The 23,011-nt window shown below is 72.3% G+C and carries 22 protein-coding genes and 1 pseudogene; 11 read left to right on the top strand and 12 right to left on the bottom strand.

Annotated elements, in window-relative coordinates; genetic code table 11:
• A partial coding sequence (locus A949_RS33155) for a helix-turn-helix domain-containing protein (protein ID WP_037706155.1) occupies positions 1 to 565 on the bottom strand: 565 nt, incomplete at its 3' end.
• An 84-nt stretch (positions 566 to 649) separates the two neighbouring features.
• Here A949_RS33155 and A949_RS0111370 point away from each other — a divergent pair.
• Positions 650 to 2,131 (top strand): MFS transporter, encoded by a 1,482-nt coding sequence (locus tag A949_RS0111370; protein ID WP_037706153.1) that lies wholly within the window; start codon positions 650 to 652, stop codon positions 2,129 to 2,131.
• 23 nt (positions 2,132 to 2,154) lie between these two features.
• Here the strand turns inward: A949_RS0111370 and A949_RS0111365 are convergent, their stop codons facing one another.
• From A949_RS0111365 to A949_RS0111340, 6 genes are all read right to left on the bottom strand, one after another.
• Positions 2,155 to 2,970: a hypothetical protein gene (locus tag A949_RS0111365; protein WP_019356131.1), complete on the bottom strand. Its 816-nt coding sequence runs from the start codon at positions 2,968 to 2,970 to the stop codon at positions 2,155 to 2,157.
• Between the two features lie 104 nt (positions 2,971 to 3,074).
• The gene (locus tag A949_RS0111360; protein ID WP_019356130.1) at positions 3,075 to 3,437 is read right to left on the bottom strand and encodes an MmcQ/YjbR family DNA-binding protein; all 363 of its coding nucleotides are present in this window, start codon (positions 3,435 to 3,437) and stop codon (positions 3,075 to 3,077) included.
• A 65-nt stretch (positions 3,438 to 3,502) separates the two neighbouring features.
• Positions 3,503 to 4,840 carry a hemolysin family protein gene (locus A949_RS0111355; RefSeq protein ID WP_019356129.1) on the bottom strand — a complete coding sequence of 446 codons (1,338 nt, stop codon included), beginning with the start codon at positions 4,838 to 4,840 and terminating at the stop codon, positions 3,503 to 3,505.
• Positions 4,837 to 5,337: an rRNA maturation RNase YbeY gene (ybeY, locus tag A949_RS0111350; protein ID WP_019356128.1), complete on the bottom strand. Its 501-nt coding sequence runs from the start codon at positions 5,335 to 5,337 to the stop codon at positions 4,837 to 4,839. Before ybeY ends, A949_RS0111355 begins: the two co-directional genes overlap by 4 nt.
• A 12-nt stretch (positions 5,338 to 5,349) precedes the next feature.
• Complete coding sequence (locus tag A949_RS33150; protein ID WP_078565393.1) at positions 5,350 to 7,512, bottom strand: PhoH family protein; 2,163 nt, start codon at positions 7,510 to 7,512, stop codon at positions 5,350 to 5,352.
• A gap of 218 nt (positions 7,513 to 7,730) precedes the next feature.
• Positions 7,731 to 8,516 carry a helix-turn-helix domain-containing protein gene (locus tag A949_RS0111340; protein WP_019356126.1) on the bottom strand — a complete coding sequence of 262 codons (786 nt, stop codon included), beginning with the start codon at positions 8,514 to 8,516 and terminating at the stop codon, positions 7,731 to 7,733.
• Positions 8,517 to 8,742: 226 nt separating this feature from the next.
• Between A949_RS0111340 and A949_RS0111335 the strand changes: the two genes are divergently transcribed.
• Genes A949_RS0111335 through A949_RS0111325 form a run of 3 tightly spaced genes read left to right on the top strand, consistent with a single transcriptional unit; the run spans position 8,743 to position 11,180 of the window.
• Positions 8,743 to 9,402: a DUF4097 family beta strand repeat-containing protein gene (locus tag A949_RS0111335; RefSeq protein WP_019356125.1), complete on the top strand. Its 660-nt coding sequence runs from the start codon at positions 8,743 to 8,745 to the stop codon at positions 9,400 to 9,402.
• A 27-nt stretch (positions 9,403 to 9,429) separates the two neighbouring features.
• Positions 9,430 to 10,395 (top strand): ATP-binding cassette domain-containing protein, encoded by a 966-nt coding sequence (locus A949_RS0111330; RefSeq protein WP_019356124.1) that lies wholly within the window; start codon positions 9,430 to 9,432, stop codon positions 10,393 to 10,395.
• Positions 10,392 to 11,180, top strand: a complete 789-nt coding sequence (locus A949_RS0111325) for an ABC transporter permease (RefSeq protein WP_019356123.1) — start codon at positions 10,392 to 10,394, stop codon at positions 11,178 to 11,180. The genes A949_RS0111330 and A949_RS0111325 overlap by 4 nt, the downstream gene beginning before the upstream one ends.
• A gap of 176 nt (positions 11,181 to 11,356) precedes the next feature.
• Here the strand turns inward: A949_RS0111325 and A949_RS33145 are convergent, their stop codons facing one another.
• Positions 11,357 to 12,589, bottom strand: a complete 1,233-nt coding sequence (locus A949_RS33145) for a carbohydrate kinase family protein (RefSeq protein ID WP_019356122.1) — start codon at positions 12,587 to 12,589, stop codon at positions 11,357 to 11,359.
• 310 nt (positions 12,590 to 12,899) lie between these two features.
• On the opposite strand from A949_RS33145, the gene A949_RS0111315 reads away from it, so the two are divergent.
• A complete protein-coding gene (locus tag A949_RS0111315) occupies positions 12,900 to 13,700 on the top strand; it encodes an HAD family acid phosphatase (protein ID WP_019356121.1) in 801 nt (266 codons plus the stop codon).
• Positions 13,701 to 13,790: 90 nt separating this feature from the next.
• Here the strand turns inward: A949_RS0111315 and A949_RS0111310 are convergent, their stop codons facing one another.
• Entirely contained in the window at positions 13,791 to 14,069 is a 279-nt protein-coding gene (locus A949_RS0111310; protein WP_019356120.1) for a protealysin inhibitor emfourin, read from the bottom strand.
• An 86-nt stretch (positions 14,070 to 14,155) separates the two neighbouring features.
• Positions 14,156 to 15,253, bottom strand: coding sequence for a M4 family metallopeptidase (locus A949_RS0111305; protein ID WP_051019461.1), 1,098 nt, complete (start codon positions 15,251 to 15,253; stop codon positions 14,156 to 14,158).
• 358 nt (positions 15,254 to 15,611) lie between these two features.
• Here A949_RS0111305 and leuA point away from each other — a divergent pair, with 358 nt between their 5' ends.
• The 5 genes and pseudogenes from leuA to A949_RS0111280 all read left to right on the top strand — a co-directional run bounded on the left by leuA (position 15,612) and on the right by A949_RS0111280 (position 21,677).
• Complete coding sequence (gene leuA, locus A949_RS0111300; protein ID WP_019356118.1) at positions 15,612 to 17,405, top strand: 2-isopropylmalate synthase; 1,794 nt, start codon at positions 15,612 to 15,614, stop codon at positions 17,403 to 17,405.
• Positions 17,406 to 17,556: 151 nt separating this feature from the next.
• On the top strand, positions 17,557 to 18,222 hold the full coding sequence (locus tag A949_RS0111295) for a TerB family tellurite resistance protein (protein WP_019356117.1): 666 nt from the start codon (positions 17,557 to 17,559) through the stop codon (positions 18,220 to 18,222).
• A gap of 129 nt (positions 18,223 to 18,351) precedes the next feature.
• Positions 18,352 to 19,758 (top strand): glycoside hydrolase family 1 protein, encoded by a 1,407-nt coding sequence (locus A949_RS0111290; RefSeq protein ID WP_027761188.1) that lies wholly within the window; start codon positions 18,352 to 18,354, stop codon positions 19,756 to 19,758.
• Positions 19,759 to 19,942: 184 nt separating this feature from the next.
• A pseudogene (gene recO / locus A949_RS33140) lies at positions 19,943 to 20,689 on the top strand (DNA repair protein RecO); the annotation flags it as partial.
• A 148-nt stretch (positions 20,690 to 20,837) separates the two neighbouring features.
• Positions 20,838 to 21,677, top strand: coding sequence for an isoprenyl transferase (locus A949_RS0111280; protein ID WP_019356114.1), 840 nt, complete (start codon positions 20,838 to 20,840; stop codon positions 21,675 to 21,677).
• A gap of 66 nt (positions 21,678 to 21,743) precedes the next feature.
• On the opposite strand, the gene A949_RS38500 is transcribed toward A949_RS0111280, so the two are convergent.
• Complete coding sequence (locus A949_RS38500; RefSeq protein ID WP_019356113.1) at positions 21,744 to 22,052, bottom strand: hypothetical protein; 309 nt, start codon at positions 22,050 to 22,052, stop codon at positions 21,744 to 21,746.
• A gap of 2 nt (positions 22,053 to 22,054) precedes the next feature.
• The gene (locus A949_RS38495) at positions 22,055 to 22,216 is read right to left on the bottom strand and encodes a hypothetical protein (RefSeq protein ID WP_019356112.1); all 162 of its coding nucleotides are present in this window, start codon (positions 22,214 to 22,216) and stop codon (positions 22,055 to 22,057) included.
• 141 nt (positions 22,217 to 22,357) lie between these two features.
• Here A949_RS38495 and A949_RS0111265 point away from each other — a divergent pair, with 141 nt between their 5' ends.
• On the top strand, positions 22,358 to 23,011 hold the full coding sequence (locus tag A949_RS0111265) for a TetR family transcriptional regulator (protein ID WP_019356111.1): 654 nt from the start codon (positions 22,358 to 22,360) through the stop codon (positions 23,009 to 23,011).

Here is a 23,011-nt window from a genome sequence, read left to right as displayed (position 1 = left end):
GTTCGGCCACCACACCCGGTGCGTTCTGCTCCCAGCTGACCGCGCGGGCCCGGTACCGCTCGTCGCAGAAGAAGTTGATGATGCAGTTCTCCTGCGCGTCCATGCCCATCACCAGTTGCGCCGACGCGTTGAGCCCGACGGCGCTGAAGTACGGGTCCATGATGTGCGCGGGATACGGCATCCAGCTGTCCATCAGCCGCTGCATCCCCGCGCACAGGTAGTCGGGGTCGTACTCCGACTCGGGCAGCGGCGGGTTGAGTCCGGCCAGCACGTACAGGTGCCGCCGCTCGGCGGGGCTCATCCGCAGCACCCGCGCCACCGCGTCGAGGACCTGCGGCGAGACGGTGATGTCCCGGCCCTGCTCCAGCCACTGGTACCAGGAGGCGCCCACTCCGGCGAGGACCGCCACCTCCTCCCGGCGCAGCCCCGGTGTCCGGCGCCGGGCACCACCGTCGGGCAGCCCCGACTCGGCGGGCGAGATCCGGGCTCTGCGCGAGCGCAGGAACGTGCGCAACTCCTGGCCGCGCCGGAGTCTCTCCGGCGGGCTCCCTCCAGCACTGGCCACCTGTTCCCCTCCCTGAGTGGTGGTGCGACCACCACCATAAACAGCAGCTCCCCACGGTCTGTTCCGCGCCAGCAGGCTGTGATCATGCCAACGACCGCTTCTGCACCGGAGACGGCCGCACCCGCGTCCGCACCGGTCTCCCCTCCCGCCACCCACCGTTTCACCCCGCGCGAGATCCTGCTGCTCGTGGTGCTCTGCGCCTCGCAGTTCCTCGTCGCGCTCGACTTCTCCGTCCTGAACGTCGCCCTGCCCGTCCTCGGGCCGGACCTGGGCCTGGGGGAGGCGGGGCTGCAGTGGGCCGTGACCGCTTTCGCACTGCCCACCGGCAGCTTCCTGCTGCTCTTCGGGCGGCTGGGCGACCAGCTCGGCCGCCGCCGCACCTTCCTGACCGGTCTGGCGCTCTTCACCGGCGCTTCGGTGCTGGCGGCACTCGCGCCCGCCGCACCGCTGTTCCTGGCGGGCCGCGCGCTGCAGGGGCTCGGCGCCGCCGCGCTGGTCCCCACCGGGATGGCCCTGATCACCACCTCGTTCGCCGAGGGGCCCAAGCGCACCAAGGCGCTGAGCATCAACGGCTCGCTGATGGCGCTGGGTTTCACCGTCGGCATGGTCGTCGGCGGTGTGCTGACCGACACGCTCGGCTGGCGCTCCACCATGGGCCTGCTCGGTGTCGGCGGCCTCCTGGTGCTGCTGGTGGCGCCCCGGCTGCTGACCGAGAGCCGGGGGGCGCGCACCCGGCTGGACGTGCCCGGTGCGCTCACGGTGACCGGCGGGCTGTTCGGCGTCGTCTACGGGCTCTCCACCGCCGCCGAGGAGGGCTTCGGCCGCCCGGACGTGCTGGGTGCGATCGTCGCCGGAGTGCTGCTGCTCGTGCTGTTCGTCCGGGTGGAGGCGCGCAGCGCCGAGCCGCTGCTGCCGCTGTCGCTGCTGCGGCGTCCCACTGTCGCCTTCGGCAACCTGGCCGGGCTCGCCACCGTCTCCATGATGACCGCCGTGGTCTTCCTGATGACGCTCTACCTGCAGGAGCTGCTGGACGTCTCCCCGCTGGTCTCCGGGCTCGTCTTCGGCGTGCAGGGCCTCGCCTCCGTCGCCGGCGGCGCCCTCGCACCCCGGCTGGCCCGCAGGCTCGGTGCGCCGCGCACCCTCGCGCTCGGGCTGCTCGGCCAGGGCGTGCTGACGGCCGCGCTGCTGGGGCTGGGCACCGAGGGCGGGCTGTGGCTGGTGGTGATCGCCATCTCACTGGCCAGCGGACTGCATCTGGTGGCCGTCGTCACCTACGGCGTCACCGCCACCTCGGGCCTCGACGACGCGGACCAGGGCCGGGCCACCTCCCTGGTCACCAGCGCCATGCAGCTCGGGCTGGCGCTCGGCATCCCGCTGCTGAGCGCGCTGTCGGTCGGCCGGGCCGCGGCGCTGCGGGACGCCGGTACGCCCGCTGCCGAGGCCGCGCTGGGCGGCATCAGGCTGGGCCTCGCCGCCGACGCGGCCGTGCTGCTGGCCGTCGGAGCACTGGTGGCCCTCGTGCTGGGCCGCGCACGGGCCTCGCGCGCCCGGCGGGAGCCGGTCTGACCGGGCCTGCCCGCTGCGACCGCTCAGTCGGCCTGCTCGGGCGGGACGGTCGGGCTGGGCGTGCGCCCGGCCGTCACCTCCGTCAGCCGCTCGGCGGCCGCCTCGGCCGCGCGGCGGGCGAGCCCCGTGTCGCCGTCGCCGACGGAGAGCAGGGCCACTCCGGACGTGGACTGCTTCACCCGCGACAGCACCAGGTCGAGGGTGAGCTGCTGCCCGTCGGCCGGGCCGCCCCGGGCGGTGCCGCGCAGCCGGGCGCACGCGCTGTCCCCGCCGGGTCCGGCCGTCAGCCGGGAGACGGTGAAGTCGACGGTGACCGCGTCGTTCTCGGCGGTGAACGTCCGGCAGCTCGCACGCACACTCCGGAAGGTGCTCAGCGCCCGCTTCGAGCCGTCGCCGCCCGCGCTGTCGTAGGAGGCGACCTCGCTGGAGAGATAGGGGCCGTCCGCGCTCCCGCGGTAGCCGCGGGACGCGGCGGTCCGCGCCTCGTGCTTGTCCGCGTCGCCGCGGAGCACGTCGAACAGCCGCCGGCAGTTGCGGTCGTCGGTCCGCAGTTCCTCGGGGGCGGCTCCCGCGGGTGCGGCGTCGGCCAGGTCCGCGTGCCGCCATCCGGCGGGCAGGTTACCCTCGGCCAGCAGCGCGGTCCGGGCCTGCTGCTCGCTGAGCGGCCCGGCCACCGCCGAGGGCGAACCGGTCGGGGTGGCGCCGGACTTCGACGGCGGCGGCGAGGGCGAGGAGGTCTCGGCCGACTCCGCGGCCCCGTCCCCGCCGCACCCCGCCAGGGACAGCACGGCGACGACGGCGGCGGTGGCGGCGAGGCGGGAGCAGCGGGCAGCGGGCATGGGAGCGCCTTTCGGGACGGCCTGCCTCCAACCCACCAGCACCGGCCCCCGCCCGCGATCCGGCGGCGGCCGAACAGGTGACCGCGGCGCTGCCCCGGGACGGGTCAGTCCCGGCCCAGCCGCTGCCGCTCCCGGCGCGGCAGTCCGGCCACCACCAGGTCGTAGGAGTCCTCGACCATCTCCCGCACGGTCCGGTCCGGCAGGCTCCCGTCCAGCTCGACGGTGTTCCAGTGCCGCTTGTTCAGGTGCCACCCCGGCCGCACCGCCGGGGTGGCGGCGCGCAGCCGCACCGCGTTCTCCGGATCGCACTTGAGGCTCACCCGCAGCGGGTCCTCGTCCAGCCCGCTGAAGGCGAAGACCTTCGCGCCGACCTTGAAGGCGGACAGGCCCGGGTTCGCGGGGAAGGGGCGGTCCTCCCACGCCCCGTTCTGCTCCAGGCAGCAGGCTCTGAGCTGGTCCGGCGTCATGGTCTCAGCGTAGGTCAGCGCAGGCGTCCTGCCCTCGGCGCAGGGGGCGCCGCCCGGGCCCGGCCTCAGCCCTCGCTGAGCGCGGTGCTCTCCTCGGTGTCCGGGTGCACCGGCTCGCGGACCGGCTCGACGAGCACCGTCACGATCTTGTTGCGGCGCCCGGCCGGGGACTCGGCCGTCAGCCGCAGACCCGTCAGGGCGGGGTCGGAGTGGTCCTCGGTGACGTCGACCGTGCTGGCCGCACCGGCGATCGGCACCCGGCCCAGCGACTTGGCCAGCAGTCCGCCCACCGTCTCCACGTCCTCGTCGTCCAGGCCCGTCAGCCCGTACAGCTCTCCCAGATCGCCGATGTCCAGGCGGGCGGTGACCCGGTAGCGGTCCTCGCCCAGCTCCTCGACCGGCGGCAGTTCGCGGTCGTACTCGTCGGCGATCTCCCCGACGATCTCCTCCAGGATGTCCTCGATGGTGACGATCCCGGCCGTGCCGCCGTACTCGTCGATGACCACGGAGACGTGGATCCGGTCCTGCTGCATCTCCCGCAGCAGGTCGCCCGCGTTCTTGGTGTCGGGGACGAAGGTCGCGGGCCGCATCGCGGTGGAGACCAGTTCGGTCTCCGCGTCCCGGCTGATGTGCACCTTCCGCGCCAGGTCCTTGAGGTAGACGATGCCCACCACGTCGTCCTCGCTCTCGCCGACCACCGGGATCCGCGAGAACCCCGAACGCAGTGCCAGGGTGAGCGCCTGCCGGATGGTCTTGAACCGCTCGATCGTGATCAGGTCGGTGCGCGGCACCATCACCTCGCGCACCAGCCGGTCGCCGAGCTGGAAGACGGAGTGCACCATCTTCCGCTCCTCGGCCTCGATCAGCGACTCCTGTTCGGCCAGGTCCACCATCGCGCGCAGCTCCGCCTCGCTGGCGAACGGTCCCTTTCGGAAGCCCTTGCCCGGGGTGAGCGCGTTGCCCAGCAGGATCAGCAACTGCGGTACCGGGCCCAGGATGCGCGCCAGCGGCAGCAGCACATACGACGCGGCCGTCGCCGTGTTCAGCGGATGCTGGCGGCCGATGGTGCGCGGCGAGACGCCGATGGCGACGTAGCTGACGAAGACCATCACCGCGATGGCGACGGCCAGTGCCTGCCAGGTCCCCTCGACGGCCCGCAGGCACGCGTAGGTCACCAGGGCGCCGGCGGCCACCTCGCAGGCCACCCGCAGCAGCAGGGCAAGGTTGAGGTAGCGGGTCGGGTCGGCGGCCACCGCGGCCAGTTTCGCGCTGCCGCGCCTGCCTTGGCGCACCGCCTCCTCGGCCCGGTAGCTGGTGGTACGGGCCAGTCCGGCCTCGGCGCACGCCGCCAGCCACGCCACGACGACCAGCAGGACGGCGGCGGCGACCAGAGGCGTGCTCACGAGGTCGTCGTCGGGGCCGGAGAGGGCCCGGACAGGCCGCGCTCGGCACGCCAGCCGTCGACGATCGCGGACTGCAGGCCGAACATCTCGGCCCGCTCCCCGGGCTCCTCGTGGTCGTAGCCCAGCAGGTGCAGCACCCCGTGCACGGTGAGCAGTTGCAGCTCCTCGTCCATGGAGTGCCGCGTCGGCGCGTCGGCGCCCTGCTTCTCGGCGACCTCCGGGCACAGCACGATGTCACCGAGGAGGCCCTGCGGGGGCTCCTCCTCGTCCCGGGCGGGCGGGCGCAGCTCGTCCATCGGGAAGGACATCACGTCCGTGGGCCCCGGCAGATCCATCCACTGCCGGTGCAACTGCTCGATGGTGCCCGCGTCGACGGCGATCACCGACAGTTCGGAGAGCGGATGGATGCGCATCCGGGTCAGGGCGTAGCGGGCGATGTCGAGCACCGCCTCCTCGTCGACCCGGCGGCCGGACTCGTTGTTGACGTCGATCGACATGGTGGGTGCCGGTTACTTCCTCTTGCGGTGGCCGCGGTTCGCGTTCGGCTGCGGGGCCGCGGTGTCGCCCTCTGCCGGGGCCGGATCGGCCTGCTGCCGGGCGTCGTCGTAGCGCTCGTACGCGTCGACGATACGGCCCACCAGCTTGTGCCGGACCACGTCGGTGCTCGTCAACTGCGAGAAGTGGACGTCCTCGACGCCCTGCAGGATGTCCCGCACCTGGCGCAGCCCGCTCTTCGTCCCGCCGGGCAGGTCGATCTGGGTGACGTCCCCCGTGATCACGATCTTCGAGTCGAAGCCGAGCCGGGTGAGGAACATCTTCATCTGCTCGGGGCTGGTGTTCTGCGCCTCGTCCAGAATGATGAACGCGTCGTTCAGCGTGTTGTGCGTGAGCAGGTAGTCCTGAGTGACGTAGAGCGAGTCCTCGGCCGCCACCTGGATGCACACGCACTCCTCGCGGCCTGCGGGTTCGATGGAGTCGACGAACCGCATGGGGCGACCGCCGCCTCCAGCCGCGTGGTACGTGTCGCGCTTGCGGGCCAGGCGGAAGGGCTCGATGCCTTCGGGGAGGCGGATGTCGAGGACGTGGGAGTCGTGCCGGTGGGCAGCCCGGGCGCTGCTCCGGCTGCGTCCCGCAGCCGGCCGTCGCCGTGTGCAGGCCGTCCCGCCCAGCGACTGGACGAGCGTGATCACGTCGTCCCGCAGAAGAATCGATGTCGTCGAGAACTGGATGCGGCAGGTGCGGTCGGGCTGTGTGACGGGTGCGCCGTCCGCGTCCAACAGCCCCTGCAGGAGGGCGGTCCGGACCTCGGCCGAGTTGTGGAGGTATACGTCCGGGACGAGCTTTGTGTGCGAGCGTGTGCCGAGCAGATCGAGAGTTCGCAGCGCCCCGGTGACCGGGTTCTCCGTTCGCACGGACTCGCCCGGGCGTCGTACACGGTTGAGCACGTAGTCCACGCCGCCCTTGTGCCGCATGGTGGTGCCGGGCAGCGCGCCCTCCAGGGCGGTTACGAGTTCCGGGTCCGCGGTTGCGAACGACGGGGTTGTCTTCCCCGTGATACAGCCGTCTCCGAGTAGCAGCCCGAGCGCGTACGGGTCCATCGGGACCTCGCGCGCCGGGTGACAGACCGGTGCGGTGAGCATCGGCAGCTCATACCGGCGGGCATGCGCCGCCCGGAGGTTGCCGATCATCTCTTGGGTCTCCATGACCCGCCACGGCTTGTTGCGGCGCTTGTCCGAAGCGGTACGGACCGTCCACAGGTGTTCGCCGCAGGCCAGAGTCCAGGCGCCGTCCTGGGCCGAGACGCGGTAGACGTCCTTCTCGCCCTGCGGGTAGACGCCGAGGACGGGTGTCGGCTCGCCGTTGGAACCGATCACCAGGTCACCGACGGCGAGGTCACCGATGGGCCGCCAGCCGGCTGGCGTCATGACCTGCGTGAACGTTGGCATCGCACGGCCGCGCATGTACGCCAGCGGCGCCACCTCGATCGTCCCGGCCGCCATCAGGCGGGGGATCGAGTCGGGGTCGAGCATGTCGTGCAGCGCGTCGTAGAGCGGCCGCAGATACGGGTCGATCTTCTCGTAGAGCGTGCCGGGCAGGAAGCCGAGCCGCTCGCCCGCCTCGACCGCGGGCCGGGTCAGGATGATCCGGGTGACCTGCTTGGCCTGGAGCGCCTGCACCGCCTTGGCCATGGCCAGATAGGTCTTGCCGGTGCCGGCCGGGCCGATGCCGAAGACGACGGTGTGCGAGTCGATCGCGTCCACGTAGCGCTTCTGGTTGAGCGTCTTGGGGCGGATCGTACGGCCCCGGTTGGAGAGGATGTTCTGGGTGAGCACCTCGGCGGGCGTCTCGTCGACGTCACCTGTGCCGTTCTCCTGCGCGCGCAGCATGGAGATCGAGCGCTCCACGGCGTCCTCCGTCATCGGCTGACCGGTGCGCAGCACCAGCATCATCTCGTCGAAAAGGCGCTGGACAAGGGCGACCTCCGCGGCGTTGCCGGTCGCGCTGATCTCGTTGCCCCGGACGTGGATGTCCGTACCGGGGAACGCGTTCTCGATCACGCGCAGCAGGGAGTCGCCTGAACCCAGCACCGTCACCATGGGGTGCGTGGGCGGCACGGTGAAGCGGGCTGTCTCCTGCCCGGATCCGGCCTGGGATGGGGTTGTCTGCGTCATGGGCGGCCTCTGGGCCTGCTCATCTCCCTCACTGCGGCGTTCTTCCACTACGGCTCCAGGGTACGACGCCCCCGCGGCCGGGGGCGGCCGGTTTTCCCGCGCGCAGGTGAGGGCGCCCCCCGGTGCCCGGCGGCGCGCGAAGCCCTCCCGGCGCGGTCCGCGGAGCCCGGCCCGCTGCCGGGGGCCGGGCGGACCCGGCGCACGTCCCCGCGCCGCGCTCAGCCGCGGTCCGCGGGCGGTGCGGCGGCGCCCTCCGGTTCGGGAGCCGGGTCCGGTGCGGGCTCCGCGGGGGCGGGTTCCGTGTGCAGTACGTCGCGGGCCTGCTCCATGGCGCGGGCGAGGCTCTCGGCGACGAAGTCGAGGAAGCGGGCGGTGTTCTCCAGGCGGACGGCGGCCGGGGTGCCGGAGCCCAGGACGTGGACGCCCCGCCGTGAGATCTCGACCTGCTGTTCCAGGGCCCGGACGCTGGCGGCCATCGACTGGTACCAGAGGCCCTCGTCGACGATGTAGCGCTCGCGGCGGCGCTCGTCGCGCTCTCTGCGGATCAGGGACTGGCTCTCCAGGAAGGCGACGGATTTGGAGACGGAGGCCGGGCTGACCTGGAGGCGCCGGACCAGCTCGGCCGCGGTCATGCTGCCGGAGTCGGCGGTCAGGAGGCAGACCAGGATCCGCGCCATCATCCGGTTGGACAGTCCCGACTGCATCAGCACGTCGGTGAGCTGCTCCTCGTACTCGGCCACGGCCTCGGGGTCGCGTCCGTGCGGCTGGGCGACCGGCTCCGGCTGCCGGGAGGTGCCGGACGAGCGCCGCTGGGCGCGGCGCTCGGTGGCCCGGTGCGCGGGCTCCGCGCGGTAGTCGGAAGGACCGCCGTTGCGCAGCACCTCCCGTGTGATCGTCGAGGTGGGACGCTCCAGCTGCCGGGCGATCTCGGCGTAGGGGAGGCCGCCGGCCAGCCCCTGGGCGATCTGCTGGCGGTCCTTGCGGGTGAGTCTGCCTCCCGGCATCGCTGCCTCCTCCGTGTCGTCGTGCGCGGCTCCCAGAGTAGCGTTCATCTTCAATCCATTGCAACGTCGGGACGAGTGCCGTTGCATTACCTCTCAGGGTCGCCGCAACGATATTGCCTGCTTGAGCTGCACATTCGTGTTTCATGAAAGAAAATAGCGTTGTGAGATCTGTGAACGCAACGTAGCTTTTCCATTGTTCGAAACAGCGATCCGCAAGGAGAACACGATGCAGACCTTCGACACCCCCGCCCCGATCGCCGCCGTCCTGGACGTCCCCGCCGGACGCGTCCAGATCATCGCCGCCGACCGCGTCGACACCGTGGTCGACATCCGCCCCTCGAACGCCTCGAAGAGCCGCGACGTGCAGGCCGCGGAGCGGGCCACGACCGAGTACGCCGACGGCGTCCTGCGGATCGGGCTCCCGGACGAGAAGCAGTACTTCGGCCCCTCCGGGTCCGTCGAGGTCACCGTCCAACTGCCCGCCGGGTCCCGGGCCGAGGTGCAGGCGGCGAGCACCGAGTTCCGGGCCGTCGGCCGGCTGGGCGACATCGACTTCGACGGCGCGTACCGCCGGATCAAGATCGACGAAGCGGCGGCGGTCCGCCTCACCGCGGTCGACGGCGACGTCGAGATCGGCCGGCTGGGCGGCCCCGCGGAGATCACTACCGCGAGAGGCGACATCCGGATCGCCGAGGCCGCGCGCGGCAAGGTCGTGCTCCGCACCCAGCAGGGCGACATCTCGATCGGCGCCGCCACCGGCGTCTCCGCCGCACTGGAGGCCTCCTCCTGGGGCAGCGTCAGCAACTCCCTCAAGAACGACGGCACCGTCGAGCTCGACATCCACGCGACCACCTCCCAGGGCGCCATCGCCGCCCGCAGCCTCTGACCCGCAGCTCTCGAAGGAGTACCTGTCATGACCAGCTTGGCCATCGCGGCGCAGGGGCTGCGCAAGTCCTACGGCGACAAGGTCGTGCTCGACGGCATCGACCTGTCGGTGCCCACCGGAACGGTCTTCTCCCTGCTCGGACCGAACGGCGCCGGCAAGACCACCGCCGTCAAGATCCTCTCCACCCTCGTCGCCCCGGACGGCGGAGAGCTGCGCGTCGGCGGCCACGACCTGGCCGCCGCACCGCAGGCGGTGCGGGCCGCGATCGGGGTCACCGGGCAGTTCTCCGCGGTCGACGGGCTGATCACCGGCGAGGAGAACATGCTCCTGATAGCGGACCTGCACCATCTCTCCAAGCGCGAGGGCCGCCGGACGGTGGGCGAGTTGCTGGAGCGTTTCGACCTGGTGGAGGCCGCGAAGAAGCCCGCGGCCGGCTACCCGGGCGGCATGAAGCGCCGCCTGGACATCGCCATGACACTCGTGGGCGGCCCGCGGATCATCTTCCTCGACGAGCCGACCACCGGCCTCGACCCGCGCAGCCGCCACACCATGTGGCAGATCATCCGCGAACTCGTCTCCGACGGGGTGACCGTCTTCCTCACCACCCAGTACCTGGAGGAGGCCGACGAACTCGCCGACCGCATCGCGGTGCTCGACAACGGCACGCTCGCCGCCGAAGGGAGCGCGGAGGAGCTCAAGCGGCTCATCCCCGGCGGACACGTCCGGCTCCGCTTCACCGATCCGGCGGCCTACCGGTCGGCGGCCGCCGCGCTGCGCGAGACGGTCCGGGACGACGAGGCGCTGGCGCTGCAGATCCCCAGCGACGGCAGCCAGCGCGAACTGCGCTCCCTCCTGGACTGGCTGGACTCGGCCGGTGTCGAGGCCGACGAGCTGACCGTGCACACCCCCGACCTCGACGACGTGTTCTTCGCCCTGACCGGCTCCACCACCGTGCCCGCCCAGAACCACCAGACCGAGGAGGCAGCGCGATGAGCGCACTCGCCCTCGCCGTACGCGACTCGTCCACCATGCTGCGCCGCAACCTGCTGCACGTGCGCCGCTACCCGTCGCTGACGCTCAACCTGCTGCTCACCCCGGTGATGCTGCTGCTCCTGTTCGTCTACATCTTCGGGGACGCGATGAGCGCCGGGATCGCCGGCGGCGGCGACCGCTCCGCCTACCTCGCCTACATCGTCCCGGGCATCCTGCTGATGACCATCGGCAGCACCGTCGTCGGCGCCGCGGTCTCCGTGGCCACCGACATGTCCGAGGGCATCGTCGCCCGCTTCCGCACCATGGCCATCCACCGCGGGTCCATGCTCATCGGGCACGTCGTCGGCAGCGTGATCCAGTCGATCGCCAGCGTCGTGCTGGTCGGTGCCGTCGGTGTGGCCATCGGCTTCCGCTCCACGGACGCCACCGTCCTGGAATGGCTGGCCGCGTTCGGCTTCCTGACACTGTTCGCCGCGGCCGTCACCTGGATCGCGGTCGGGATGGGAACGGCCAGCCCGAACGCGGAGGCCGCCAGCAACATGGCGGTGCCGCTGTTCCTGCTGCCGCTCATCTCCAGCGCCTTCACCCCGATCGAATCGATGCCGGGCTGGTTCCAGCCGATCGCCGAGTACCAGCCCTTCACCCCGGCCATCGAGACCCTGCGCGGGCTGCTGCTCGGCACCGAGATCGGCCACAACGGGTGGCTGGCGCTCGCCTGGTGCCTGGTGCTCGGCGCCCTCGGCTACCGCTGGTCGACCTCGGCCTTCAGGCGGGACCCCGCGTAGCCCGCGTGCAGCCGCGTCCCGCCCTCCGCGCATTCCGCACCGCGTCCCACCCGGGGCGGCGCCCACCGGCAGCACGCCGCAGGCGCCGCCCCGTCGGTGTGCCGGGGGCGGGGCCGCCCGCCGCGCCACCGCACGACCCGTACCGGGCGGCGGGCGGGCGCCGCCGGTCGCCGGTCTCAGTCGTCGTCGCCGGTGCGGCGGAATCCGAGCGTGGGGACGGCGCGCCGCGGAGGCGCCGAGGCCGCGCAGTCGGTGAGGATGCGGTCCAGGAAGGCGTAGTGGCCGCAGTCGGCCTCCTGGCAGCCCACCCGGCGCCACCAGGCGGCGATCTCGGGCCAGCCGGGTGCCGACAGCGAGCCGCCGAACTCCTGGACGGACAGTGCCGCGGTCAGCCCGGCGAAGGCGAGCCGGTCGGCCAGCGGCCACCCGGCGAGGCTGCCGGTGACGAACCCGGCCACGAACACGTCCCCGGCGCCGGTGGTGTCCAGCGCCTCCACGGTGATCGCCGGCACGGTGGCCGTCTCCCCGCTGCGCGCGTCCACCGCGTAGGCGCCGTCCGCTCCCATCGTCACCACGGCCACCGGTACGTGCTCGGCCAGGGCGTGCGCGGCGGCCTGCGGGGTCTCGGTGCGGGTGTAGCGCATCGCCTCGGCCGCGTTGGGCAGGAACGCCTCGCAGTCGGGCAGTTCGGCCAGCGCCGCCGGGTCCCAGCGGCCGGTCTCGTCCCAGCCGACGTCGGCGAAGATGCGGCTGCCGCGCCGCGCGGCGGTCCCGATCCACTCCTGGGGGCGGCCCGGTACCAGCGAGGAGACGCAGGCGGTGGCCGGGGGCGGGCACTCGGGCGCGTCCGGATCGTAGGCGGTCGCGGCACTCTTCGGCGGCGCCTCGTGGCCGTGCGAGATCATCGTGCGCTCGCCCTCGTACGCCATCGAGACGGTGACGGGGGAGTGCCAGCCGGGGACGGTGTGCGACAGCGACAGGTCGATGCCCTCACCCGCCTCCAGTTCTTCCCGGCAGTAGTCGCCGTACATGTCGTCGCCGAACGCGGCGGCCAGCGAGGTGCGCAGCCCCAGCCGGGCGAGCGCCGTCGCCATGTTGGCGATGCCGCCGGGCGAGGAGCCCATGCCGCGGGCCCAGGACTCGGTGCCGCGCACCGGCGCGGAGTCGAGCCCGGTGAAGATGATGTCCAGGAAGACGGTGCCGGTCAGATAGACGTCCCAGCGCGGTGCGTCGGCCGGCCGGACGGCGGCCAGCGGGTCGAAGAGCGGGCGGGAGAGGGCGGCGCGGTGCGGCTGCCGGGGGTGCCCGTGCGAGGGGTGCGGACGGACCGGGTGGACGAGGCCGGGTCCCGGCCGGCCGGGCAGGGGCGGACCGGCCCCGGGGCTCCCGCGCGTGCTCACCGTGCTCACCGTGCCTTCCCCGTCGATCCCCGTCGCCGCCTGTTGATGCCTGCCGATGCCCGTCGAGTGCTGCCGCTGCCCCGGCCTGCGGGGACGCCCGGTCGGGCGGACCGGGCCCGCGGTTCGTCCCCGACCATAGTGCCTCCCGGGCCCGGACCGGTGCCCGCGCCGGGAGCGGTCCGCCGCGGGGCTTCCGGGGCCGGTGCCGTGGGCAGGTTTTGCGAAGCATTGAATCTTCGCGCGTAGAAGAGGTGCCGGGCGCGCTGCTAGGTTCCCCGAGTTCTCATGTCCCTGCCAACATGCCGCGAGGAGCCGTGCAATGCCCCGACCTCTCCGTTCCGTTCTGCCGCTCGTGGCCGTCGCCGCCGTCGCGGGCACGGCCTTCTTCGGCGTCGGCCAGGCCACGGCGGAGCACGCCGTGCCCAGGACCGACAAGGAGATCCCCAACCTCGACCAGGTGAAGACGAAGATCGAGGCGTACTACGGCGACATCGAGACCCCGGACGGCGAGCACCACGCCTCGCCCCGCAGCAACTACGCCGAGCAGACCCGCCGCATCGCCGCGAAGGCCCGCAAGGACCTCACCCGGGACCTGCGCCGGTACGAGGGGCACGGATCCCGGCACGGCTCCGGCGACAAGCCGGCCCTCGTCGTCGACGTGGACGACACCACCCTGCTCACCTACAACTTCGAGCGGCGGATCGGCTACCACTACACACCGCAGGCGCAGGACGACTATCTGCGCACCACGGACATGGCCCCGGTCTTCGGCATGCGCAAGCTCGTCAACTGGGCGCACGGCAAGGGCATCACCGTCTTCCTGGTGACCGGACGCAAGGAGTACCAGCGCGACTGGAGCGTCCGGAACCTCAAGAGGGCCGGCTACCGCACCCCGGTCGACAAGAAGCACTTCTTCCTCAAGGACGAGGAGCACCCGCCGCCCTACCTCACGTGCGGCAGCGAGTGCACGACGATCGAGTACAAGTCGGGCACCCGCGAGCACATCGAGGCGCAGGGCTACGACATCCTCGCCAACTTCGGCGACCAGTACAGCGACCTCAAGGGCGGACACTCCGGCCGCACGGTCAAGATGCCCAACCCCATGTACTACCTGCCCTGACGGGGTACTACCTGCCCTGACGGGACCCGGCCGGCGCGGGGCCGGAGCGGAGACCGGGCAGGGGCGGCCGGACCCGCGCGACCGGACCGCTCACGCGCCCTCCTTGAGCACCTTTCTCACCAGTGCCGACTGCGCCTCGGTGAGCTTCGGGTCGGCGAAGTGAGCGGAGGCGGCCGACTGGTCGGTCGCCACGTCGACCTCGTAGTGGAACCCGTCGGGCACGCCCGTCGGCGCCTCGCTGAGGCCCTCGCGCACCGCCTGGTCGGCGAGCTGTGCGAGTTCCTCGGCGTCGGGCCGGTCGGCGGTCTCGACGGTGGCCCGACGGGTGAGCCCGGCGAAGCCGCCTGTGCGGATGACAGTGATACGCATGGCTCCATCCTCCCCGCCCGGCGGCCGCACGGTAAGGGCCGGACGGGCGGGTTCGGGCGGACGGTGTCAGCCGGCTGCCGCCGCGGTCACTCTGTCGTCACACCCACCTCGGACCAGCACTTGCGCACCGCCTCGTGCTCGTCGCTGCCGTCGCCGTAGCGGGCCGAGGCGGCCTCGGTGGTCGCCGAGGCGAACGCGGCGAAGTCCGTGTCGGGCTGCAGCGAACCACCCGTGAGGGTGTCGTACCAGATCTGGCCCGCGCGCTCCCAGGCGTTGCCGCCCAGGTCCACGGCGAGCCGGTAGAAGGCGTGGTTGGGGATGCCGGAGTTGATGTGCACCCCGCCGTTGTCGGCGCCGGTGGAGACGTAGTCCTCCATCGTCGCCGGCTGCGGGTCCTTGCCGAGCACATCGTCGTCGTAGGCCGTGCCGGGCGCCTTCATGGAGCGCAGCGCCGCGCCCTCCACCCGGTCGGTGAACAGCCCGGAGCCGATCAGCCAGTCGGCCTCCTGTGCGCTCTGGCCCAGGCTGTGCTGCTTGATGAGGGCGCCGAAGACATCGGAGACCGACTCGTTGAGCGCCCCGGACTGGCCGTAGTACTCCAGGTTGGCGCTGTACTGCGTCACGCCGTGGGTCAGCTCGTGCCCGATGACGTCCACCGGCAGGGTGAAGTCGCGGAAGATCTCGCCGTCGCCGTCGCCGAAGACCATCCGCTCGCCGTCCCAGAAGGCGTTGGCGTACTCCTCGCCGTAGTGCACCGTCGCGTCCAGGGGCAGCCCGGCGCCGTCGATGGAGTAGCGGTCGTAGACGCTCAGATAGAGCTCGAAGGTGGCGCCCAGGCCGGCGTAGGCCCGGTTGACCGAGGCGTCCTGCACGGGCTCGCTGCCCTCGGCGCGGACCTCCTCGCCGGGCAGCCGCTCCTTGTTGTCCGCGTCGGAGATGGTGCGCTGCGGGGTGCGCTCGGCGGGGTCGATGTCCGGTGCGACCGGTGCACCCGCGAGCAGGCCGTGACGCACAGTAGTGATTTGGCGCCGGGTTCGCTGGGTCGCGTCCTGCTCCAGAGTGCGCCGCGCGGGCCGGGAGAGAAGATCGTCGCTGTTCCTGGACACCTGGTCGAGGAGGTGCGGGGGCACGATCGTGCAGAAGACGGGATGGGTCTGCGATGAGTGCGCGCGAGGTGCGTTCATACACAGCAATGTGGCACTGAGTCACCGAACTGTCACCGGTTGCGGCGATGATTCGCACAAAACGGTGTTGCACGCGGCGCCGCTTCGTCCTGGTTCGCCCGGTACGCTGCCCGGCCCCGCTCCCGTGCGGGTCGCCACGGCGCGCTCCGCCGGGCCCCGCCGCGCGGCATCCCGCATGCTGATACGCCCCACGGATACCGCGCGGTCCTCGGCTATGCTGCCGACATCATGCGTTTCGGGCTGCTTCTTCTTAGCTGCCGCGGCGAGGGTCTGTAGCCACCGCAAGGCCGACCCCCTCCCCGCGGAGTTCAGTGCTGTCGTCGGTCTTCGAGCAGTCACCTCACAGGAGCCTGTACGCATGACACCCCAGCAGCAGGACCGGTCCGCCCGCTCGACGCAGGCCCCCGTGGGCCGCGCCACCCCCCTCACCGCCGCCACCACGCGCCAGCGCCCCTCGGGGATGCCGTTCCACCGCTACGGGCAGTACGAGGCCGTCGACCTGCCCGACCGCACCTGGCCCGGCAACCGGATCACCGCGGCGCCCCGCTGGCTCTCGACCGACCTGCGGGACGGCAACCAGGCGCTGATCGACCCGATGTCCCCCGCCCGCAAGCGCGAGATGTTCGACCTGCTGGTGCGGATGGGCTACAAGGAGATCGAGGTCGGCTTCCCCTCCTCGGGCCAGACCGACTTCGACTTCGTGCGCTCCATCATCGAGGAGGGCGCGATCCCCGAGGACGTGACGATCTCCGTCCTCACCCAGGCCCGCGAAGAGCTGATCGAGCGGACGGTGGAGTCCCTCAAGGGCGCCCACCACGCCACGGTGCACCTGTACAACGCGACGGCCCCGGTCTTCCGCGAGGTCGTCTTCCGCGGCACCCGCGACCAGGTCAGGCAGATCGCCGTGGACGGCACCCGGCTGGTGGTGGAGTACGCGGAGAAGCTGCTGGACGAGCGGACCGTCTTCGGCTACCAGTACAGCCCGGAGATCTTCACCGACACCGAGCTGGACTTCGCGCTGGAGGTCTGCGAGAGCGTCATGGACGTGTGGCAGCCGGAGGACGGCCGCGAGATCATCCTCAACCTGCCCGCGACCGTCGAGCGCTCCACCCCCAGCACCCACGCCGACCGCTTCGAGTGGATGGGGCGGCACCTCTCCCGCCGCGAGCACGTCTGCCTGTCCGTGCACCCGCACAACGACCGCGGCACCGCCGTGGCCGCCGCCGAGCTGGCCGTGATGGCGGGCGCCGACCGCGTCGAGGGCTGCCTGTTCGGACAGGGCGAGCGCACCGGGAACGTCGACCTGGTCACCCTGGGGATGAACCTGTTCAGCCAGGGAGTCGACCCGATGATCGACTTCTCGCAGATCGACGAGATCCGGCGCACCTACGAGTACTGCAACCAGATGGAGGTCCACCCGCGCCACCCGTACGTGGGCGACCTGGTCTACACCTCCTTCTCCGGCTCCCACCAGGACGCCATCAAGAAGGGCTTCGACGCCATGGAGGCCCGGGCGGCCCAGGCGGGCCGGGCGGTGGGGGACATCGAGTGGGCCGTCCCCTACCTGCCCATCGACCCCAAGGACGTGGGCCGCTCCTACGAGGCCGTCATCCGCGTCAACTCGCAGTCCGGCAAGGGCGGTGTCGCCTACGTCCTCAAGGGTGAGCACAGCCTGGACCTGCCCCGCCGGATGCAGGTGGAGTTCTCCAGGATCATCCAGGAGAAGACCGACGCGGACGGCGGCGAGGTCACGCCCGCCGACATCTGGGACGTCTTCCAGGACGAGTACCTGCCGACCCCCGGGAAGAGCTGGGGCCGCATCGCGCTGCGCGGTGCGCAGACCTCCACCACCAGCGAGGGCGCCGACGCGCTCACGGTGGAGGCCGTCGTCGACGGTGCGCCCGTGACGCTGAGCGGCACCGGCAACGGCCCGCTGGCGGCCTTCTTCGACGCGCTGCACGCCGTCGACGTGGACGTGCGGCTGCTCGACTACGTGGAGCACACCATGAGCGAGGGCGTCGGCGCCCAGGCCGCCGCCTACATCGAGTGCGCCATCGGCGGGCAGGTCCTGTGGGGCGTGGGCATCGACGCGAACATCGTGCGGGCCTCCATCAAGGCCGCCGTCTCGGCCGTGAACCGCGCCGCCAGGTGACGACGGGGACCGGCACCCGCCGCCGCGGGCCGCAGGCACCCGACACCCGGAGGGACCGAAATCCCTCCGGGGGGTGTCTCCGGCGCCCCGGCTGTGGTTAATATCACGTCACCCGGCGACGTTGCCGAATCGTGATGGAGGTGCGAGGCCCATGCGCCAACGACCCTTCCGTGTATGCCTGGCAGGGGTCCGCACGAGCTGGCGCACCCTCGACGACGGCGACTTCTTCTGCCCCGGCTGCGGCGGAGACCGCCGCTACCGCAGGCGCAGCGGACGGCGCAGATTCGTCGTCCTCAACATTCCGCTGATCCCGCGCGGTACGGCCGGACCGGTGGTCGAATGCGTCGCCTGCCGCGGCCATTTCGGCCCCGAGGTGCTCGAGCGGCCCACCACCGCGCGGCTCGCCGCCATGCTGCGCGAGGCGGTGCACAGCGTGGCGCTCGCCGTGCTGGCCGCCGGCGGCTCGGACGCGCGTGCCGCCCGCGAGACGGCCGCGGAGACCGTGCGGGCCGCCGGGTTCCCCGGGTGCGCCGAGGAGGAGCTGACCGCGCTGCTCGCCGCCGTCACCGCGGAGAGCAGGCAGCGCGGCCGGAGCATCTCCCTGGAGATCGAGCTGCACGAGGTGCTCGCGCCGCTCACCCCGCATCTGGCCGTGCCCGGCCGCGAGAGCCTGCTGCTCCAGGGCGCGCGGATCGCGCTCGCCGACGGCATGTACTGCTCGGCGGAGCGCGAGGTGCTCGCCACCGTCGGGCGGGCGCTGCGGATCGGCGCCGACGACGTGGACCGGCTGCTGCTCCAGGCCCGCACCCCCTCCTGACCGGCCGGGGTCCTCCGCGGGGCCGGTGCTCCGGGTGCGGTGGCCCGTCCGGGCTGCCCATGGCGTGGACCAAAAGCCGTGCAGCGCAGGGGTCTTGACTCGGCAGGCACCCGCTGGTGGGCTCCGGGGATGACGAGTCATCAGTCGTTGCCCGCCTTCCCCGACGGGTTCCTGTGGGGCGTGTCGACCTCCGCCTTCCAGATCGAAGGCGCGCTCGACGAGGACGGGCGCGGCCCCTCGGCCTGGGACGCCTTCGTCCGGCAGGAGGGCCGGATCAAGGACGGCAGCGACGCCTCGGTCACCACCGACCACTACCACCGCTGGCCCGAGGACATCGCCCTGCTGCGCGAACTCGGCGTCGGTGCCTACCGGTTCTCCGTCTCCTGGCCCCGCGTCCTGCCCTCCGGCGCCGGCCGGGTCAACGGGCCCGGACTCGACTTCTACGACCGGCTCGTCGACGCCCTGTGCGAGGCCGGCATCCAGCCCGTACCGACCCTCTTCCACTGGGACACCCCGCTCGCGCTGGAGGAGCGCGGCGGCTGGCTGCGGCGCGACACCGCGCAGCGGTTCGCCGACTACGCCGACACGGTCGCCGCCCGCCTCGGGGACCGCGTCGCGCACTGGATCACCCTGAACGAGCCCGCCGAACTGACGCTGCTGGGCTACGGCCTCGGTGCGCATGCGCCCGGTGAGCGGCTGCTGTTCGACGCGTTGCCGGTCGCGCACCACCAACTGCTCGGCCACGGGCTGGCGGTCCGGGCGCTGCGGGCGCGCGGCGTCCGCTCCATCGGCATCGCCAACTCGCACGGCCCGGTGCGGCCCCGGACGGACAGCGGGGCGGACGCCGAAGCGGCGGACCTCTACGACACCCTGACCAACCGGCTGTTCGCCGATCCGCTGCTGCTGGGCCGCTATCCGGACGAGGGACTGGCGGCGCTGCTGCCGGGCCCGGTCGACGAGGACCTGAAGGCCATCAGCGAGCCCCTCGACCGGTACGGCGTCAACTACTACCAGCCCACCCTGGTCGGCGCCCCCGAACCGCGGCCCGCGGCGGACGCCGGACCGGCGGGCGCCGGGTTCGCGGGCGTCGAGCTACCCGCCGAACTCCCCTTCACGCTGCACGAGATGCCGGGAAGGGAGCGCACCGGCTTCGGCTGGGCGGTCGTCCCCGAGGGGCTGCCGGAGACGCTGCACATCCTCCGGGACCGGTACGGCGACCGGCTGCCCCCGGTCCTGGTCACCGAGAACGGCTGCGCCTATCCGGACCGCACCCGCGACGCGCGCCGCATCGCCTTCCACGACGCCCATCTGCGCGCCCTGCACCGGGGAATCGGCGAGGGCCTCGACGTCCGCGGCTACTTCGTCTGGTCGCTGCTGGACAACTTCGAGTGGGCCGAGGGCTGTGCGCAGCGCTTCGGCCTGGTCCACGTGGACTACGCGACATCGGAGCGCACCCCGAAGGACTCCTTCCACTGGCTCCGCCGCGCCCTGTGCGAGCAGCGCGGCGAGCAGCGCACCGGCCCGCCGGCCCGGTGACCCGCCGCTCCCGGCGGAGTACGACCGGGGGCGGCGACCGGTGCGAGCGCTCGGTGTGCGTCCGCGCGCACTCGGTGAGCGCCCCCCCCGCGTGCCGGGCCTCATCACCCCGGGAGCCGCCGGCTGACACCGGGGTGCGGGACAATGCCGTCATGTGCTGCACCCGGAACGCGTCGGTGATCGCGTGAGCCTCTTCCGCGACGACGGCATCGTCCTGCGCACCCAGAAGCTGGGCGAGGCCGACCGCATCATCACGCTGCTCACCCGCGGCCACGGGCGGGTGCGGGCCGTGGCGCGGGGGGTGCGGCGGACGAAGTCGAAGTTCGGGGCCCGGCTGGAGCCGTTCTGCCATGTGGACGTGCAGTTCTTCGCACGGGGCAGCGAGCTGGTGGGCCGGGGTCTGCCGCTGTGCACGCAGACGGAGACGATCGCCCCCTACGGCCAGGGCATCGTGGCGGACTACGACCGCTACACCGCCGGTACGGCCATGCTGGAGACCGCCGAGCGGTTCACCGACCACGAGGGCGAGCCGAACGTGCAGCAGTACCTGCTGCTGGTCGGCGGTCTGCGCACGCTGGCGTCGGGCGAGCACGGTGCGGGGCTGGTGCTGGACGCCTTCCTGCTGCGCTCCCTGGCGATGGGCGGCTATGCGCCCAGCTTCGCGGACTGCGCCAAGTGCGGTCTGCCCGGACCGAACCGGTTCTTCTCCGTCGCGTCCGGCGGCGTGGTGTGCCACGACTGCCGGGTGCCGGGCAGCGTGGTGCCCTCCCCGGAGGCGCTGCGGCTGCTGGGTGCGCTGCTGACCGGCGACTGGGAGACGGCGGACGCCTCGGAGCACCGGCACCGCCGGGAGGGCTCGGGGCTGGTCTCGGCGTATCTGCACTGGCACCTGGAGCGCGGGCTGCGCTCCCTGCGGTACATCCGGCAGGCGTCCAGCGGCCAGGATCTCCTGGCCGGGTCGGCGGGGCTGCCGCGTCCGGCCGGATCCGCGGGGACCGGGCCGGACGGCGGCCCGGGGAGCGGTTAGGCTCGGGCGGTCAGCACTGTCCCCCTGTCCCGCCCGCTGGAGATGAGTAGCGATGGCACGCCGCGGAATGCTGCCCTGGTCGCAGCAGCGCGAGTACGAGGCGCCCGAGCCGCACCCCTCGGGTGCCCGGCCGCCCAAGATCCCGGGCGAGCTGGTCCCGAACCATGTGGCGGTCGTCATGGACGGCAACGGCCGGTGGGCCAAGCAGCGGGGGCTGCCGCGCACGGAGGGCCACAAGGTCGGTGAGGGCGTCGTGATGGACGTGCTCAAGGGGTGCATCGAGATGGGTGTGAAGAACCTGTCGCTGTACGCCTTCTCGACCGAGAACTGGAAGCGCTCGCCCGAGGAGGTGCGCTTCCTGATGAACTTCAACCGGGACGTGATCCGCCGCCGCCGCGACGAGATGGACGCACTGGGCATCCGCATCCGCTGGGTGGGCCGGATGCCCAAGCTGTGGAAGTCCGTCGTCCAGGAGCTCCAGGTCGCCCAGGAGCAGACCAAGGACAACGACGCGATGACGCTCTACTTCTGCGTCAACTACGGCGGCCGTGCCGAGATCGCGGACGCGGCGCGGGCCGTCGCCGAGGAGGTCGCGGCGGGGCGGCTGGATCCGGCCAAGATCAGCGAGAAGACGTTCGCCAAGTACCTGTACTACCGCGACATGCCGGACGTCGACCTGTTCCTGCGTCCCTCGGGCGAGCAGCGCACCTCCAACTACCTGATCTGGCAGAGCGCCTACGCGGAGATGGTCTACCAGGACGTGCTGTGGCCGGACTTCGACCGGCGCGACCTGTGGGAGGCCTGCCTGCAGTACGCCCGGCGCGACCGCCGCTTCGGCGGTGCGCGGGACGAGCAGGGCGGAAGCGGCGAGCAGGACACCGCGGCCGGCTGAGGCGCGCGGGCAGCCGGCCGCCGCGGCCGCCGGGCGGAGGAGTGCTCCGGCGGAGGAGTGTTCCGGTCAGCCGGTGAAGTTCCAGGAGACGGTGCCGTTCGCGGTCATCAGCACGGCCAGCACGAGCAGGTCGGCGGCGCCGAGGGCGGTGCCCAGCAGCGCGCGCCCGCGGCGGGTGGTGCCGCGGGCCAGGGCCAGTCCGCCCAGGACCAGCGCGCAGGGGCCGAGGACGACGTTGAAGACCAGCAGTCCGACCAGGCCCATGACGAACGAGGCCACGGCCATGTCGTCGGCGTCGCCCAGCCGGGTGCGGCCCTTGCGCAGCGGCGTGGTGAGCGGGCGGTTCTCGGTGGCGTCGGCGGTGGTCGTGGTCACGGTCAGCTCCTCTGCCGGTGGCGGCGGATGCGCTCGCGGGCGGTGAAGACGAGCAGCCAGGCGGCGATCACCGCGGCTGCCGGGACGGTCACCTCGGGCGGGAGTTGGGCCGGTGGGCCCACCAGGACTCCCAGCAGGAGGAACGCGGCGACCAGGAAGATCATGTGTCCTTCCCTCCCCATGCGTCGGCTTGTCGGCGGTCGTCGGGTGCGTGCACTGTTCAGTGAACATGTGTGGTGACAACTGTTCACTGAGTTGGAGACTACAGCATTGCGGCGTTCGGCGCACAACTGTTTACTGAAGCCATGAGCAGCCGCACCCCTCACACGCAGCGGGACCTCCAGAAGGCCCGGACCCGCCGCGCACTCCTGGACGCGGGCCTGGCGCTGCTGGAGGAGCAGAGCCTCAGCAGCATCGGGCTGCGGGAGATCACCCGTGCCGTGGGCATCTCGCCCGCCGCCTTCTACCGGCACTTCCGCGACGTGGCCGACCTGGGCGTCACGCTGGTCGAGGAGTCGCTGGGCAGCCTGCACACGGTGATACGGGCCGGGCTGACCGAGCGCAGCGACGACGGCGAGCGCATCGACCACCTCGTCGACGCCATCGCCCGCTTCGTACGCGAACATCCCGAGCACATCCGCTTCGTGGTGCGCGAGCGGCACGGCGGGGTGGCCGCCGTGCGGACCGCCATCGGCGCCCAGCTCGACCGGTTCGCGCAGGAGGTGGCCGAGGTGCTCGCCCGCGACGAGGTCTCCCGGGGCTGGAGCCAGGAGGACCTGCGGATGCTGGGCGAGACCTACGTCGACCACATGGTGATGACCGCCTCCGCCTTCCTGGAGGCCGCGCTGGGCGAGGGGCCGCCGGAGGACGTCGTCGCGGGCACCGCGCGCCGCCAGCTCCGCCTCATCAGCCTGGGCCGCCGCCACTGGACCTCGGACCGGGCGCTCCCCGCCTCGTAG

The organism is Streptomyces sp. AA1529 (assembly GCF_000280905.1).
Lineage (GTDB): Bacteria > Actinomycetota > Actinomycetes > Streptomycetales > Streptomycetaceae > Streptomyces.
This window is presented reverse-complemented; position numbering and strand designations above follow the sequence as displayed.

Excerpts from the sequence above, each read along its gene's own strand:
- A949_RS0111370 (WP_037706153.1), top strand. The coding sequence starts at position 650 with ATGCCAACGACCGCTTCTGCACCGGAGACGGCCGCACCCGCGTCCGCA.
- A949_RS0111365 (WP_019356131.1), bottom strand. The coding sequence starts at position 2,970 with ATGCCCGCTGCCCGCTGCTCCCGCCTCGCCGCCACCGCCGCCGTCGTC.
- A949_RS0111360 (WP_019356130.1), bottom strand. The coding sequence starts at position 3,437 with ATGACGCCGGACCAGCTCAGAGCCTGCTGCCTGGAGCAGAACGGGGCG.
- ybeY (WP_019356128.1), bottom strand. The coding sequence starts at position 5,337 with ATGTCGATCGACGTCAACAACGAGTCCGGCCGCCGGGTCGACGAGGAG.
- A949_RS33150 (WP_078565393.1), bottom strand. The coding sequence starts at position 7,512 with ATGACGCAGACAACCCCATCCCAGGCCGGATCCGGGCAGGAGACAGCC.
- A949_RS0111340 (WP_019356126.1), bottom strand. The coding sequence starts at position 8,516 with ATGCCGGGAGGCAGACTCACCCGCAAGGACCGCCAGCAGATCGCCCAG.
- A949_RS0111335 (WP_019356125.1), top strand. The coding sequence starts at position 8,743 with ATGCAGACCTTCGACACCCCCGCCCCGATCGCCGCCGTCCTGGACGTC.
- A949_RS0111330 (WP_019356124.1), top strand. The coding sequence starts at position 9,430 with ATGACCAGCTTGGCCATCGCGGCGCAGGGGCTGCGCAAGTCCTACGGC.
- A949_RS0111325 (WP_019356123.1), top strand. The coding sequence starts at position 10,392 with ATGAGCGCACTCGCCCTCGCCGTACGCGACTCGTCCACCATGCTGCGC.
- A949_RS0111315 (WP_019356121.1), top strand. The coding sequence starts at position 12,900 with ATGCCCCGACCTCTCCGTTCCGTTCTGCCGCTCGTGGCCGTCGCCGCC.
- A949_RS0111310 (WP_019356120.1), bottom strand. The coding sequence starts at position 14,069 with ATGCGTATCACTGTCATCCGCACAGGCGGCTTCGCCGGGCTCACCCGT.
- A949_RS0111305 (WP_051019461.1), bottom strand. The coding sequence starts at position 15,253 with ATGAACGCACCTCGCGCGCACTCATCGCAGACCCATCCCGTCTTCTGC.
- leuA (WP_019356118.1), top strand. The coding sequence starts at position 15,612 with ATGACACCCCAGCAGCAGGACCGGTCCGCCCGCTCGACGCAGGCCCCC.
- A949_RS0111295 (WP_019356117.1), top strand. The coding sequence starts at position 17,557 with ATGCGCCAACGACCCTTCCGTGTATGCCTGGCAGGGGTCCGCACGAGC.
- A949_RS0111290 (WP_027761188.1), top strand. The coding sequence starts at position 18,352 with ATGACGAGTCATCAGTCGTTGCCCGCCTTCCCCGACGGGTTCCTGTGG.
- A949_RS0111280 (WP_019356114.1), top strand. The coding sequence starts at position 20,838 with ATGGCACGCCGCGGAATGCTGCCCTGGTCGCAGCAGCGCGAGTACGAG.
- A949_RS38495 (WP_019356112.1), bottom strand. The coding sequence starts at position 22,216 with ATGATCTTCCTGGTCGCCGCGTTCCTCCTGCTGGGAGTCCTGGTGGGC.
- A949_RS0111265 (WP_019356111.1), top strand. The coding sequence starts at position 22,358 with ATGAGCAGCCGCACCCCTCACACGCAGCGGGACCTCCAGAAGGCCCGG.